The sequence below is a fragment of the Nocardia brasiliensis genome, from assembly GCF_011801125.1.
In the GTDB taxonomy this organism is placed as follows: Bacteria; Actinomycetota; Actinomycetes; order Mycobacteriales; family Mycobacteriaceae; genus Nocardia; species Nocardia brasiliensis_C.
Genome location: NZ_CP046171.1, coordinates 881447 through 897028, shown reverse-complemented (window position 1 = coordinate 897028; position 15582 = coordinate 881447). Strand labels below are relative to the sequence as shown.

The following is a 15582-nucleotide window of genomic DNA, read 5'->3' as shown; positions in this document are numbered from 1 at the left end:
CTGCTACCCGACTTTCAGAAGATCGCCGAGGGCTAGCACGGTCACCGCTGACCACGCCCCGCCCGGGTCGGACCCATCGGCGAGCACCACGGCCCGCAGATCCTCCAGGGCCGCCGGGTCAAGCGTATCGAGCCCCGCGGCGTCGGTCAGCAGGTGGCTGACCCACTCGTCGGCGAGGACGTCGGTCGGCGCACCGGCGGTCGGGGTGAGCACGATCGCGGCACCGGCCGAACCGGCGGCCACCGCCTCGAGCACCGTGAGTTCCGCGGGCCCGCCGAGCAGACAGGTCCGCGACTCGAAGGTCAGCTCGGTGTCGGTGCGCAAACGGTCCACCGCGCCGGCCAGCGCGTCGTAGTCGATCGTGCGCGCGCCGACGAAGGCCGGGTCGGTGCCACGCAGCACCCTGGTGCGATGCGCGTAGGTCACCGGTCGCGGGGACTCCGCCGCGATCTGCGCGGCCACCGCGCGGTCGCTCAGCACCAGCCAATCGATCTCGCCGGACCCGTGCACCTGGGCGTCGGTGAGGCCGACCTTGACGACCAACTGGGCCGGCGTCGGGTCCTCGACCGAGGCCAGCGCGACGACCGCGGCACCGGCCTTGAGCACGGCCCACATCGCGACGACCGCGTCAACACCGCGGTCGAGCCGGACGGCGACGCCGTCGCCGGGTCCGCAGCCGCGCGCCGCCAGCACCCGGGCCAGGCGCGAGGACCTGGCATCGAGTTCGGCATAGGAGACCGCATCCTCACCGGAGACCAGCGCGGGTCCGTCCGGATCGTCCTCCACCACGGCGGTCAGTGCCTGGGTCAGCGCGGTGCCGGTGGTGGCGGGCGCGCTCTCGGCCCGGAACTCCGGCACCGCCTCGGCCGCCGAACGCACCCGTTCGCGCTCCTGCTCGTCGAGCAGGTCGATATCGCCGACGCGCACCTGCGGGTCGGCGACCACCGCGGTCAGGATCCGCTCCAGCCTGCGGCACAGCGCCTGCACCGTCGATTCGTCGAAAAGGTCTGTGGCATAGGTGATCGCGGTGATCAGCTCGTCCGGCGTGCCGTCGGGGCGATGCCGCGGGTCGACGTTGACCTGCAGGTCGAACTTCGCCGCGATCTCACCGCTGTCCAGACCGGCGATGGTCAGGCCGGGCAGCTCCAGCGTCGGCTGCTCGTTGTTCTGGAACGACAGCACGACGCCGAACAGCGGGTTGTACACGGTCGCGTGACCGGGCACGACCACCTCGACGATGCGCTCGAACGGGATGTCGGCGTTGGCGAAGGCCGCCAGGTCGGTCTCCCTGGCCCGGTCGACCAGCTCGCTGAAGCTCGACCGCGACTCGACCGCCGTGCGCAGCGTTAGCGTGTTGACGAACATGCCGACCAACTCGTCCAGCGCCCGCTCACCGCGGCCGGCGATCGGCGTGCCGATGGCGATGTCGGTGCTGTTCGACTGCCGGGCGAGCAGCACCGCGAGCGCCGCGTGCACGACCATGAACAGCGTCGAATTGTGTTCGCGCGCAATGCGAACCAGCGCGGCGTGCACCTCGGGCGACACGGCGAAGCCGGTCGAGGCGCCGCGCATCGATGGCACCGCGGGACGCGGGCGATCCAGCGGCAGCGCCAGCTCGCCGGTCAGCCCGTCGAGTTGCCTGCGCCAGTACGCCAACTGCTGCGCCGCGATCGATTCCGGGTCCTCGTCGGTGCCGACGACCGCGCGCTGCCACAGCGCGAAGTCGGCGTACTGCACCTCCAGCGGGGACCAGCGCGGCGAATTGCCGCCGACCCTGGCGAGGTAGGCGGTCACCATGTCCCGGGCGAGCGGCGCGATCGAGGCGCCGTCGGCGGAGATGTGGTGCACGACCAGCGCGAGCAGGTGCTCGTCCGGCCCGACCGCGAGCAGCAACGCGCGCACCGGAACCTGCTGTGTCACATCGAATCCGGCCGAAAGCAGCGCGGTGATCCTGGCGATCGGGTCGGCGGTCTCGACGACCTCGAGGCCGCCGGGCAACGCCTCGCCGACCGAGACGATCTCCTGGTAGGCCACGCCCGACGGATCGGCCGGGTAACGGGTGCGCAGGGCCTCGTGCCGCTCCAGCACATCCGCGACGGCATTGCGCAGCGCGGGCACGTCGAGCACGCCGCTGAGCCGGATCGCCATCGGGATGTTGTAGGCGGGCGATTCCGGATCGAACTGGTTGAGCACCCACATCCGTTGCTGGGCAAGCGAAAGCGGCACCCGGTCGCCGCGCTGCACCCGGGCCAGCGGCGGGCGCGCGCCCGCGGCCTTGGCCGCGCCCGGCACCACGCGCGCGGCCAGCGCGGCCACGGTGGGCGCCTCGAACAGCTCCCGCACAACGAGATTCGCATCCAACGCCTCGTTGATCCGGGCGACTACCCTGGTGGCGAGCAGCGAGTTGCCGCCCAGCCCGAAGAAGTCGTCGTCCAGGCCGATCTCCGGTGCGCCGAGCAATCCGGCGAACACCTCGGCGACCGCCTGCTCGACCGGCGAACTCGGCGCGCGGAACGCCGCTGCGCTCGCGAATTCCGGTGCGGGCAGGGCGTTGCGGTCCAGCTTGCCGTTCGGGGTCAGCGGCAGCGCGTCCAGCACGACGAGCGCGTCGGGGACCATGTAGCCGGTCAGGAATTCCGACACCTGGTCACGCAGTTCGAACGAGTCGACCCGCGCCCCGGTATCGGGCACCACGTAACCGATGAGCCGGTCGCCCGCGTGCTCGTCCGCGCGGACCAGAACCACCGCCTGGCTGACGCCGGGGCAGCGCAGCAGCGCCGACTCGATCTCGCCGAGCTCGATGCGGAACCCGCGCAACTGCACCTGCTGGTCGCCGCGGCCCGCGTACTCGAGCGTCGCCTGTCCACCGAAGCCGACCCAGCGGCCGATGTCGCCGGAGCGGTACATCCGAGAACCCGGCGCGCCGAACGGATTAGCCACGAACCTGCTCGCGGCCAGGCCGGGGCGACCCAGGTAACCACGGGTCAGCTGCGCGCCCGCGACATAGATCTCGCCCGCGACACCCACCGGCGCCGGATGCACCCGATCGTCGAGCACGTAGGCGTCCAGACCCGGCAGCGCGCGCCCGATGACGCTGGCCGCGTTCTCGGCCATCTGCTCGTCCAGGGACAGGAACGACACGTGCACCGTGGTCTCGGTGATGCCGTACATGTTGACCAGCCACGGCGCGTCCACCGCGTAGCGCTCGTACCAGCGCTGCAACTGGCGCAGGTCCAGTGCCTCACCACCGAACACCACATAGCGCAGCGCGAGCTCGGCGGGTTCGGCGGCCCGGTCGGCCTCGGCCAGCTGATAGAACGCCGACGGGGTCTGGTTGAGCACGGTGACCCGTTCGCGAATCAGCAACTCGCGGAACAGTTCCGGCGACCGAGACGTGAGGTAGTCGACCACGACGACGGTGCCGCCGTTGGCCAGCGCGCACCACAGCTCCCAGACCGAGAAGTCGAAGGCGAACGAGTGGAACAGCGTCCACACGTCGGTCTCGTCGAACTCGAACATCATCTGCGTGTTCGCGAACAACTGCACCACATTGCGGTGCGAGACACCGACGCCCTTCGGCACACCCGTCGAACCGGAGGTGTAGATGACGTAGGCCAGGTTGTCCGGGCGCAGCGGCGCGCGCCGCTCGCTCGCGCGGACCGGGGCGTCGGCGAACTCGCCGATCTCCTCCAGCAGGACGACCGGAATATCGCCCGCGGGAACGGATTCCAGCTCGCTCGCGGTGGTCAGAATGCAGGCGGGCGCGGCGTCGCCGAGCATGAACTCCAGCCGCTGCGTGGGGTAGGTCGTGTCGATCGGCAGATAACCCGCACCCGCGACGAGCACACCGAGCAACGCGACCGGCAGCTGTTCGGTGCGCGGAACGGCAACGGCCACCAGCGATTCCGGGCCCGCGCCGCGCGCGATCAGTGCCCGCGCCACCTGGTTCGCCCGACGTTGCAGCTCACCATAAGTAAGCGTCGCGGAGCGACTCGTTGGGGAGTGGTGGTCGGGCGACGGGTGGGCCGAAGTGGTGTCGCCGAAACGGATCGCGCTCGCGTCCGCGCGGCCGCGGGCCTGCGCGCCGATGAGGTCGACCAGCGTCACCTCGGGCACCGCGACACCGGGGCTGTTCCACTCGTGCAGCACCAGTTCGCGTTCGCCGGGGGCGAGCACGTCGATGTCACCGACGGTCACCGTGGCGTCGCTCGCGACCGCGGCCAGGATCCGGCCGAAGCGATCGGCGAAGTCCTGCACGGTCGCCTCGTCGAACAGGTCGGTGGCATAGGTGAAGGCCGCCGAGATCCCTTCCGGCGCACCGTGCCGATCGATCCGCTCGACCAGCGCGAGTTGCAGATCGAACTTGGCCAGCGGCATCGCGAGATCGATCGCGGCCACCGAGAGGCCGGGCAGTTCGAGCTCGGTCCTGGCCAGGTTCTGGAAGGTCAGCATCACCTGGAACAGCGGATGCCTGGCCGCCGAGCGCGCCGGATCCAGCAGTTCCACCAACCGCTCGAACGGCACGTCGGCGTGGCCGAACGCCTCGACATCGGTCTGGCGTACCGCACGCAACAGCTCCTCGAAGCTCGCGCCGGAATCGATATCCGTGCGCAGCACAAGGGTATTGACGAACATGCCGATCAAGTCGTCGAGCGCGGCCTCACCACGGCCCGCCACCGGCGTGCCGACGGCGATATCCCTGGTACCGGACAGACGCGCGAGCAGCACGGCGAGCGCCGCGTGCACCACCATGAACAGGGTCGAATTATGGCTGTGCGCAAGCCGGCTCAGCGCGGCGTGCACCGAGCCGTCGATCTCGAAGGCGAGCGTGGCGCCGTGGTTGGACGCCACCGCGGGACGCGGGCGATCGGCGGGCAGCTCCAGTTGTTCTGGCAGCGCGGCCAATTCGGCCCGCCAATAGGCGATCTGCTGGGCCAGCACCGATTCCGGATCGTCCTCGGCGCCGAGCACCTCGCGCTGCCAGAGCGCGTAGTCGGCGTACTGCACCTCGAGCGGCGGCCATTCCGGCGCGCCCCCGCGCATCCGGTCCAGGTAGGCGGCCATCAGGTCGCGGGTCAGCGGCGCCATCGAGAAGCCGTCGCCCGCGATGTGATGCACCACGCAGACCAGCACGTGCTCGGTCTCCCCGAGCACGAGCACCCGCACCCGCACCGGCGGCGCGGCGGTCACGTCGAATCCGGCGGTCACCGCGGCGGCGACGAGCTCGGGCAGCCGGTCCTCGGTGGCCTGCTCGACCACGAACTCCGGGACGGCCTGCGGGTCGCCGATCGGCAGCACCTGCTGGTAGCCCTCGCCGTCGACATCCGGGTACCGCGTGCGCAGCACCTCGTGCCGCTCGGCGAGGTCGCGCACGGCCGCGCGCAACGCGTCGAGGTCGAGTCGGCCCGAAAGCCGCACGGCGGCCGGGATGTTGTTGACGGCGCTGGCCGGGTCGAACCGGTTCAGGAACCACATCCGCTGCTGCGCATAGGACAGCGGCACCCGGGCCGGTCGTTGCCGCGCGTGCAATGCCTGGCCTGCGGTCGAGCCCGCGTGCCGCTCGACCCGTTCGGCGAGGGCGGCCACGGTCGTGGCCTCGAACAGCAACTGCACCGGCACCCGCACGTTCAGCGCCGACCCGATCCGGGCCGCGGCCTGTGCGGCGAGCAGTGAATTGCCGCCGAGTTCGAAGAAGTCGTCGTCCGCGCCGACGCGTCCCTCGTCGCCCCCCATGAGCAGGGCCGCGAACACGTCGGCGACGATCTCCTCGACCGGCGTGGACGGCGCGCGAAAAGCCTTGGCGGCGAACACCGGTGCGGGCAGCGCCGCGCGATCCAGCTTGCCGACCGGGGTCAGCGGGATCTCGTCGAGCACCATGATGGCGGCCGGAATCATGTACGCGGCCAGGGATTCGCCGAGGAACTCGGCGAGTTGTCCGGTGTCGACGGTGGTTCCAGGGCGCGGCAGCACGTAGGACACCAGCGCGGTCGCACCCGACGGCAGCGTCTTGCCGAGCGTCGCCGCGTAGTCGATGTCCGGGTGCGCGGTCAGCGCGTTGTCGATCTCGCCCAATTCGATACGGAAGCCACGAATCTTGACCTGGAAGTCGGAACGACCCAGATACTCGATGGACCCGCCGTCCTCGGCGCGGCGCACCAGGTCACCGGTGCGGTACAGCCGCCCGCCGGGGTTGCCGGTGTCGGCGCCGAACGGACTGGCCACGAAGCGTTCCGCGGTGAGGCCGGGGCGACCGAGGTAGCCCTGCGCGAGCGCGGGCCCGGAGAGGTAGAGCTCGCCGACCACACCGGCGGGCACCGGGCGCAGCCGCGAATCCAGTACGAACGCACCGACTCCCGGGATCGCGGTGCCGATGGTGATGAGCTCGTCCGGGGCCAGCCGCGGCGTGCTCGTGGCGAGGATAGTGGCCTCGGTGGGACCGTAGCCGTTGTAGAACTCGCGCTCGCCCGCCCAGCGGTTGAGCAGCTCAGGGCCGAACTTGTCGCCGGCCACCACGACGACGCGCAGGTCGTCCAGGTCGGCCGGATCGACCGACTCCAGCGCACCCGGCGTGATCAGCATGTGCGTGACCCGTTCGCGCCGAAGCAGATCCGCGAGCTCGTAGCCGCCGAACACCGACGGCGGCGCGATCACCAGCGTCGCCCCCGAGGAGAACGCGAGCAGCAGCTCCAGCACCGAGACGTCGAAGTTCGGCGAGCACACGTGCAGCACCCGCGAGTCGGCGGTGACGTCGTAGTGGTCGCGCTCGGCCGCGACCAGACCGGCCAGGCCGCTGTGGGTGACCACGACGCCCTTGGGGCGACCGGTCGAGCCGGAGGTGTAGATGACGTAGGCCGGGTGCCGCTCGTCGAGCGGGCGCACCCGGTCGGTGTAGGAGATCGGGTGTTCGGGGCGGGCCGCGATGCGGGCCGACTGCACCGGGTCGTCCAGCTCGATCCAATAGACGCCGGTGCCGAGCACCGGGCGATGCGCCGAGGTGGTCAGGCCGACCGAAGCGCCGGAGTCGGCCAGGATGTGGTTGATCCGGTCGGTCGGGTAGGCAGGATCGACCGGAACGAATGCCGCGCCCGTTTTCGCGATCGCCCACACGGCGACCACCGATTCCAAGCTGCGGGCGATGCCGATGGCGACCACGTCGCCCGGTCCGACGCCGCGCTCGATCAGTTCCCTGGCCAGCCGCGACGACTGGGCGTCGAGCTGGCCGTAGGTGAGCTGGCGATCGTCGTCGGGCAGGCCCGACGGGTTGAATCGGATGGCGACCTCGGTGGCCGCGGATTCGACGGCGGCGGTCAGCAACTGCCCGAACAGCGGGCTGCCCGACCTGCGGCGACGGCTACCACGAGCGGAACGACGGGCAGTTTCCATTCGAGTGCATTCACCTCTCGCGTCGAGCTAGGACCCGGCCCTGCCCAGATGTCGAGGGCGTATCGTCCGGGGCCAGCGCGGTTCCGAGCAATCATATAAGGGACTGATCGGTGCCCACGCGTGCTGTCTTGGATTGATACGGCCCGCTCTGGCGGCGGTCCGCGCGCCCATGGAAGCGCTGTCTTGCCGGATGCCAGGATTTATATCGGTATCCGACCGGTCTTGTTGCAGGGGTTCCCGGATCGGTGAATTAGTTCACAGCCACCCGCGCCGGGTCGCCTGCACACCGGCCTGGAAGCGGGTACTCGCGCCGAGCCGCTCGAGCAGTCGCGCGGTCCGGCGCACCACGGTACGCCGCGACATGCCGAGCCTGCGCGCGATGGTGTCGTCGGTGGCACCGAGACCCATCAGGGTCAGGATCGCGCGATCTCGTTCGTCGAGGGCCTCCGCCGTCGGGTTCACCGAGATCGGAGCGGCCAGCGACCACAGCACATCGAACGTTTTGACCAGCAGGTCCAGCGCGGGTGAGCCGGTGATCCGCAATCCCATGGGGTCCGGGCGACGTTCGTCGACGTGCAGCACCAGGCTAGCGCGTTCGTCGTCGCTGATGATGAGTTTGAACGGCGGCTCGGGCAACGTGCGCGCCTGTGCCCCACTGGCATTGGTGGACAACGCGTGCCGCAGGCGCTCGGGGTCCTGGTAAATGGTGTCCTGATAGAGGGTTTGGTAGCGGATCCCGTCACCGAGCCGACTGCGCTTGAGCTGGAACAACTGTCGCTCGCGGTCGAGATCGCTGAGATAGGGCCCGCGCTCGACGAGCTTGACGCAGGTGCGCGCGCTGGTCTGCATCTCCTCGAAATCGGCCAGCATTTCCAGTCGTTCGAACACCGGCACCACGGCGCCGTTGCTGCGCGGCGAGCGGCGCACCGAACGGAACGTCTCGCTGAGCCGTGCGGCGGCCGTGTGCATCTGGTTGATCTGCTGCTGCCTGCGGCGAGCCTCGGCCTCCGACAACGACTCCGGGGCATGGGCGTCCCAGACCACCGGTTCGCCATCCGCAGCGGACACCCGCACGGCGGCGCGCAACTCGCACAGCACATCCAGTGAAGCCGCGGCGACATCCTCGGCGACGCCGAGATACTGCGCGATGTCGGCCAGACTCGACCGCGGATGATGCACCAGCACGGCGTAGGTGCGCCCGTGCGCAGACCCGGGTTCGAAGATGTCGCCCAACTCAGTCACGACCACACCTCGCCGACGCTCGGTTCCGCTGTGCGCGAAGTACGTTGCCACGCTCGCTCACGGCCGAACCTCGCGGGCCCCGGTGTCACCGCGACCGGACGTGCTGTGCCCCACGTTCGCTCGATCACGAATCGAGCCTAATGACCGATTGGGTTTCGTGGGGAACACTGCACGCCAATAGCCGGGGGAAGCGCTGGAATATCAAGCCGGACAGCGGAATCAGTGGGCCGAAGGTCCCCACTGCAACGGCACACCCTTGGCCGCGAGATATGGCATCGGATCGATCTTGCTGCCACCCTGGTCCCAGATCTCCAGGTGCAGGTGCGGTCCGGTGGACTGGCCGCGGTTACCGACGGTGGCGATCACGTCACCGGCGTTGACCCGCTGCCCCTCGCGCACGAGCATCTCGTTCACGTGGCCGTACACCGCGGTGGTGCCGTCGTCCTGCTGCACGCGCACCCACAGACCGAAACCGGAGGCGGGGCCCGCCTCGATCACGGTGCCGTTGCTGACCGAGTGGATCGGTGCGCCGAGGTTATCGGCGAAGTCGAGGCCGTAGTGGAATGCGCCCCAGCGGCTACCGAATCCGGAGCTGATCTCACCGGCGACCGGGCGAACCGCGGCCTGCGGAGCGGGCGCGACCTGCTGCTGTACGCCCTTGAGGATCTGCTCGGCCTGCGCCAGCGGACCGGCGATCTCCGGCGGCAGGTTCTGCAGGCCGAACGGGGCGCCCGCGATGGGGGCGGCGATCTGGTCGGCGACCGGCGCGGCGGGGGCGGGCGCCTCTGGCGCGGGGGTGGCGGCCTTGGCCTGCGTGACCGGCAGCATGCCGGTGCCCTTCACCACGATCGGCGCGTCGGCTTCGTCACTGTCGTGCGCGCCGGGCAGCAGCGGGCTGGCGACCGCGGGGGCGACCTGGCTCACGGTGCCGATCAGGGCACCCGTGGCGACCGCGACACCGGCGGCGACCTTCACGCGATCGGCCGTGGTCGACTCGGCGCGATGCCGCGTCGGCCGACCCGAAATATCATCGCCGATGAGGCTCATGACGGTAATGGAACTGGGGCCTACCCGGTGGTGCGACACAGCTGCGTCCTTGCGTCCGAAGAACAGTGGTTCAGCGGAGCCGGGCCGGTTCGCGGGCCGCCGGTTCGGTAACGATCCGGTCAAGCTTGCGATGTAACGGTTTGGCATCCGTTGTGACGGGAACTCTACCCCGGCGTGACCATTCCGCAACCTTCTGCTCGAAAGACGCAGGTAAACAACGGGTCGCACGGCCAGTAGGCAACACTGGAGCCGTGATCATCGACGACTTGACCATCCCGATCGTGCTCGCTCCGATGGCAGGCGGACCGTCGACGCCCGAGCTGACCGCCGCCGTCACCAACGTCGGCGCTTTCGGCTTCCTGGCCGCCGGATACCTCGGCGCCGCCGATACCGCCGCCCGGATCGCCGCGACCCGCGCCGCCACCGACGCCCCCTTCGGCGTGAACCTCTTCGTGCCCGGCCCCGCGACCCCCGCCGCCGAGTTCGCCGACTATCTCGCCGAGCTCGGCCGCGACGACGAGGTCGGCACCGCCAAGTACGACACCGACGGGTGGGACGCCAAGCTCGACCTGCTCGTCGCCGACCCGGTCGCGGTTGTCTCGTGCACCTTCGGCTGCCCCACCGCCGCGGAGATCGCCCGGCTGCACGACGCGGGCTCCGAGGTCTGGGTGAGCATCACTTCGCCCGCGGAGGCCGCGATCGCCGTCGAGCGCGGCGTGGACGTGCTCGTCGCACAGGGGGCGGAGGCGGGCGGGCACCGCGCCACCTTCGTCGATCGGGTCGCCGACGACGCCACCGATCCACTCGGCCTGCTCGCCCTGCTGCAACTACTGCGCGCGTCGACCGACCGGCCGCTGGTGGCCACCGGCGGCATCAGCACGGGCGCCGGCATCGCCGCAGCACTCGCCGCGGGCGCGGCCGCCGCGCAACTGGGCACGGCGTTCCTGCGCTGTCCGGAGGCGGGCACCAATCCGGTGCACCGGGCCGCGCTCGAGACGCCTACCCCGACGATGCTCACCCGAGCATTCACCGGCCGCCGGGCGCGTGGCCTGCGCAACCGGTTCATGACCGAGCACACCGCGACCGCCCCCGTCGCGTACCCGGAGATCCATTACGCCACCGCGCCTTTGCGGGCCGCCGCCCGCACGGCGGGCAACCAGGACAAGGTGAACCTGTGGGCGGGGCAGACCCACTCACTGACCGCCGAGCTACCGGCAGGCGAACTGGTCAGGACCCTGGCTGCCGATACGAAAACCGCACTGAAAGCAGCACTTTCGCAGCGAATCCAGGATTGTTGACAACGACTTTCGATTAGAATCGAGACGCATCGCACAAGCCATCCACCCTCGGAGGAGAGCGCTATGTCCCTCGATGTCCCCGCCGCCCTGCTCGAACGCGCCGAACGCGGCGAAGTCGACGACGCCGATTTCGTCGAATGCGTCCGCAACTCACTGCCATACGCTTGGGAAGTAGTCAGCCGCGTTGCAGGCGAACTGCACAGCGGCACAGCCGAATTCGCCGACAACGTGGTCCCACCGCCGGACGAGGTGGCTCGCGGCCAGCTGCTGCGCGCCATGGCGTCCGACGCGATCCGCGGCGGCCTGGAACGACACTTCGGGGTGAAACTCGCCTTCCAGAACTGCCACCGGGTGGCGGCCTTCCCGATCGCCGCGGTCGGCGGCGAGACCTACAGCACGTTCATCGGCACCAGGGCCCAGCTGCTCAATCAGAGCCCGGAGCTGCGTAACTGCTGATCCGTCCCGCACAACAGCCCGGTGCGGCAAGCGATTTCGCGCCGCACCGGGCCGCAGTGTGCGCGGCGCTCAGGACAGGGTGGTGACCGTCAGGTCGCCGTCGGCGTACTGCGCGCGCAAGCGCTTCTTGTCGAACTTGCCGACGCTGGTCTTCGGCACCTCCGCGATGAACGTCCAGCGTTCCGGCAGTTGCCATTTCGCGAACTTGCCGGCCAGGAACTCGCGCAGTTCGTCCGCCTTCACCTCGGCCCCCTCGGCCAGCACGATGGCGACCAGGGGACGTTCGTCCCACTTCTCGTCCGGCACACCGATCACGGCCGCCTCGGCCACCGCGGGGTGGCCCATCACGGCGTTCTCCAGGTCGACCGACGAAATCCATTCGCCGCCCGACTTGATCACGTCCTTGGAGCGGTCGACCAGGGTGAGATAGCCGTCCGGTCCGATCCGGCCGACATCACCGGTGCGCAGCCAGCCGTCGTCGAACTTGTCCGGGTCGATCACCGCGCCGTCCGGCGAGTAGTACGAGCCGGTGATCCACGGGCCGCGAACCTCCACCTCGCCCAGCGCCACGCCGTCGTTGGGCAGTACCGAGCCGTCGTCGCCGACCAGCCTGGCCTGCACGCTGGCCGGGAACCTGCCCTGGGTGTAGCGGTATTCCCACGCCTGCTCGCCGGTCGCGCCGCTCGGCGGGTGCGCGACGCTGCCGAGCGGTGAGGTCTCGGTCATGCCCCAGGCGTGCAGGATCTTCACGCCGTGCTTCTCCTCGAACGCCCGCATCATCGACGGCGGCACGGCCGAGCCGCCGACCACAGCGGTGCGCAGGTGCGTGATGTCCTGCGGGTGCGCGGCGAGACCGGCCAGCACCCCGCCCCAGATGGTCGGCACCGCGGCGGCGAAGGTCGGCCGCTGGTCGGCCATCATCTCCAGCAGCGGGCCCGGTTGCAGGAAGCGGTCGGGCATCAGCACATTCGCGCCCGACATCAGCGCCGCGTACGGAATGCCCCAGGCGTTGGCGTGGAACAGCGGCACGATGGCGAGCACGGTGTCGTTGCCGGAGAAGCCCATTCCGCTCGGCGAGCACACCTGCATGGCATGCAGCCAGTTGGAACGATGCGAGTAGACCACGCCCTTCGGGTCGCCGGTGGTGCCCGAGGTGTAACACATCGCGGCGGCGGAGCGTTCGTCGATCACCGGGAAGTCGTAGGTATCGGGTTGTCCGGCAAGGAGTTCGGTGTAGGAGTGCACCTGCACGCCGTCCGGGGCGGCCAGCGTCGACGCGTCGCCGTTCACCACGATGACGTGGCGCACTGTCTTCAGGTTCGGCAGATACTGGGCGAACATCGGCACCAGGGTGCCGTCGACGAGCACCACCTTGTCCTCGGCGTGATTGGCCACGAAGACGAGCTGGTCGGGGAACAACCGGATGTTGAGCGCGTGCAGCACCGCGCCCATCGCGGGCGCCGCGATGTAGGCGACCATGTGCTCGTTGTTGTTCCACATGAAGGTGCCGACGCGATCGCCGATGCCGATGCCGAGCCCGCGCAGCGCGTTGGCCAGCCGCGCCGCCTGCGCGCCGAGTTCGCGATAGGTCATGGTGCGCACGCCCGTACCGGTCCAGGTGGACACGGTCGACTCGCCGACAAACGTCGATGCGTAGCGCAGCAACGTCGCCAGCGACAAAGGCTCGTCCTGCATAGTGCTCAACATCGGAACTCCTTCTTCTTCAGTGACCTGTTCCGCCTCTCCGCGAATTCAGGCCGGATTCGAGCGCCACGGTAGTTACGTCGGCGGCCGGCGGTCGTGTTGTCTTTGGAATTAGTCCGTCCCCGGCGAGCTACCCATGTCCTCGCGAGATCAGTTGGACGCGACCTGCGCCGGGTATCGGGCCCGTACAGGCTCACCACCCGCCCGCCGAGCATCGGGCCGTACCCGAAGCCGAAGTTCATGCCGAGCGAGAGGTCGGGCTCGATCCGTGATTGCGGAGCCAGCGCCGCCGCGATCGTTTCCGGGCGCAGCACCCGGACACCGTCGAGTTCGCCACCGCGGCGGAAGATCTCGTAGCAGCGGGAGAGCTCGTTCGCGGTGCTGACCACGTTCGCCGACGGTGCGACGAGCCCGAGATAGGCGGGGTCGTTGCCGATTTCGACGGGCTCGGCCGTCAGCGCCTCGCGCGGCAGGTTCGCCACCCCGGAACGATGTGCGAGCACCTGCCCGATGGTGATGGATTCCTTACCGTGGCAACCGTATTCGGGGATGTCGCGGCACACCGGCGCGGGCAGGTCGATCAGGCCGCGTTCTACAAGCAAGTGCACGACGAACGCGGTGACGCCCTCCGATGCCGAATAGGTGACGAACGGCGTGCTCGGCGTGGCGAGCACCTTGGGTGTTTCCGGCGCGTCGTCGGGTCCGTTGCCGTGTGCCCGATCGAACACGACCGTGCCGTGCCTGCGCACACAGACCTGGATGGCCGGATGCACGCCGCTGCGGTAGACCAGCCGCATCCGCCGCCAGATCCGCTCCGAGCAGTCGGGCGGCAGGCCGAGATCACCGGGGTCGGCCTCCGCGCCGATGGTCGCCACCGACTCGAGTTCGTCCGGGGTCCGACTCCGATGGAGCAGGTCAGGCAGTTTCGGCAGGTTCCGGACACGCGTCAGCATGGTTCACCCAATTCCGACCATGAGCCGCATCACATCGCGCATGCTACCCAAGAGTAAACGTCGGAGGGCAGCCCTCATCAGGAATGTGCTCGGGAGACGAATCCGACGGCGCCCGCCCGCACTGTCGGCAGGTCACGGCGGCGCTCAGCCGGCGTGCGCGGGGTAGGCGTGCACGAGCGGCGAGCCCACGGGTGAGATTGCCCCCACCGGACCGGAATGGCGGCGACACCCCCTGCGTGGCCGCCGACATGCCGGTCCGTCCCCTGTCGAACCGATAACTGTTTAGTCGCTATGGCGCTGGTGCGCCAGGCGACCGGCCGAATAACACCCTACCGAGACAATCTGTCTCGACGAGCCGCCGTCCGCACTCCGGCGACAACGCCTGTGACCTGCATGAATGAGCTTGACGCGCAGGCGAGTACCCGCCACCGCGATGTGCGTTCATCTGCACGTGCATCGCGGGCCGACCGGTCGACTATGCCCGTTTCCTGCGGTTTTGCTCAGCCGCACGCCTGACGCGGACCACCGAGCCGGTGCGCCAGCAGGAAACTCATCAGGCTTCGCTGCAGGTCGAGACCGCGGGAAGACTGCATCAGCAAACCTCCGCCGATGTGGTCGGGCCCGATCGGCGTGTGGAATTCCGCGAGCAGGCATTCCCCCGCGACGTAGCGCTCGATCGTGGTCGGCACCGGAGCCGCGGTCGCGGTGACCACGCTCGGCACCGCGGGCACCGCCACGTCGCCCGCTCGTTCGTAGGCGCCGAGCCACTGCGTCAGGTTGGCCCGCCCGATCGGATACAGGCTGGTTTGATCGGCCAAGTCCTGCAGGAAGAATCCGGGCACCGGCCGGGCGCGCGGACCCATCGCGTCGACGATCGAGGTGCCGCTCAGATCTGCGGCGAACGTCGTCAGGTCGATGCCGTAGGGCCCGCCCGCCATCGGCGCGATCGCGGCGTAGCGGTCCGGATAGCCGGCCGCCAGCACCGTGGACATCGCGCCGCCCGCGGAGTAGCCGCCGACGTACACCCGCGCGCGATCCAGCCCGAACTCCGCGACGAGCGCGGTGGTGAGGTCAGCGATGATCGACGATTCGCCCTGTCCCCGCGCTTGATTCGCCGGATCGAACCAGTTCCAGCAGTACCGCTCGTTGGCCGCCGCGGTCTGGACCGGGTAGGCCAGCACGAACCCGAGTTCGTCCGCCAGCCGGGTCAATGAGAACCCGGTGTCGACCAGCTGGCCGCGCGGATCGGTGCAGCCGTGCAGGTAGATCATCAGCGGCTTGCCCGCCGTATCCCCCGGTGGCACGTGCAGGTAGTAGTCACGCGTGCCCGCCGCGGTGGTGAAGCTCCGCTCCGCGGGCGCGGCCGGTGCGGCCGGAGCTCCGGCGACCAGGAACGGCATCCCCAGCGCGAGCAGGGCACCCAGTACGAGCGACAGCGTGCCGCGTCGAGCACCGCGCACCATCGGAGTTCCTTCCGGCCGATCTGGCGTTAGCGTAGT

The 15582-nt window shown here is 69.7% G+C and carries 8 protein-coding genes; 2 read left to right on the top strand and 6 right to left on the bottom strand.

Going from position 1 to position 15582, the window contains the following annotated elements; translation table 11 throughout:
- Positions 1-3: 3 nt before the first annotated feature.
- The 3 genes from F5X71_RS04230 to F5X71_RS04220 form a co-directional block, all read right to left on the bottom strand.
- On the bottom strand, positions 4-7383 hold the full coding sequence (locus F5X71_RS04230; RefSeq protein WP_167460755.1) for a non-ribosomal peptide synthetase: 7380 nt from the start codon (positions 7381-7383) through the stop codon (positions 4-6).
- A 255-nt stretch (positions 7384-7638) separates the two neighbouring features.
- Positions 7639-8625: a LuxR C-terminal-related transcriptional regulator gene (locus F5X71_RS04225; RefSeq protein WP_167460754.1), complete on the bottom strand. Its 987-nt coding sequence runs from the start codon at positions 8623-8625 to the stop codon at positions 7639-7641.
- Between the two features lie 219 nt (positions 8626-8844).
- The gene (locus F5X71_RS04220; protein ID WP_167460753.1) at positions 8845-9672 is read right to left on the bottom strand and encodes a M23 family metallopeptidase; all 828 of its coding nucleotides are present in this window, start codon (positions 9670-9672) and stop codon (positions 8845-8847) included.
- Positions 9673-9923: 251 nt separating this feature from the next.
- On the opposite strand from F5X71_RS04220, the gene F5X71_RS04215 reads away from it, so the two are divergent.
- Together F5X71_RS04215 and F5X71_RS04210 are read left to right on the top strand one after the other, a co-directional pair.
- Complete coding sequence (locus F5X71_RS04215) at positions 9924-10970, top strand: nitronate monooxygenase (RefSeq protein ID WP_174817010.1); 1047 nt, start codon at positions 9924-9926, stop codon at positions 10968-10970.
- Between the two features lie 63 nt (positions 10971-11033).
- Positions 11034-11426, top strand: coding sequence for an SCO5389 family protein (locus F5X71_RS04210; RefSeq protein ID WP_167460752.1), 393 nt, complete (start codon positions 11034-11036; stop codon positions 11424-11426).
- Positions 11427-11495: 69 nt separating this feature from the next.
- Here F5X71_RS04210 and F5X71_RS04205 read toward each other — a convergent pair whose 3' ends face one another.
- The 3 genes from F5X71_RS04205 to F5X71_RS04195 all read right to left on the bottom strand — a co-directional run bounded on the left by F5X71_RS04205 (position 11496) and on the right by F5X71_RS04195 (position 15546).
- Positions 11496-13133 carry a long-chain fatty acid--CoA ligase gene (locus F5X71_RS04205; RefSeq protein ID WP_167460751.1) on the bottom strand — a complete coding sequence of 546 codons (1638 nt, stop codon included), beginning with the start codon at positions 13131-13133 and terminating at the stop codon, positions 11496-11498.
- Complete coding sequence (locus F5X71_RS04200) at positions 13127-14083, bottom strand: serine hydrolase domain-containing protein (protein ID WP_238815710.1); 957 nt, start codon at positions 14081-14083, stop codon at positions 13127-13129. Before F5X71_RS04200 ends, F5X71_RS04205 begins: the two co-directional genes overlap by 7 nt.
- Positions 14084-14583: 500 nt before the next feature.
- Positions 14584-15546 (bottom strand): extracellular catalytic domain type 1 short-chain-length polyhydroxyalkanoate depolymerase, encoded by a 963-nt coding sequence (locus F5X71_RS04195; RefSeq protein ID WP_167460750.1) that lies wholly within the window; start codon positions 15544-15546, stop codon positions 14584-14586.
- Positions 15547-15582 lie beyond the last annotated feature (36 nt).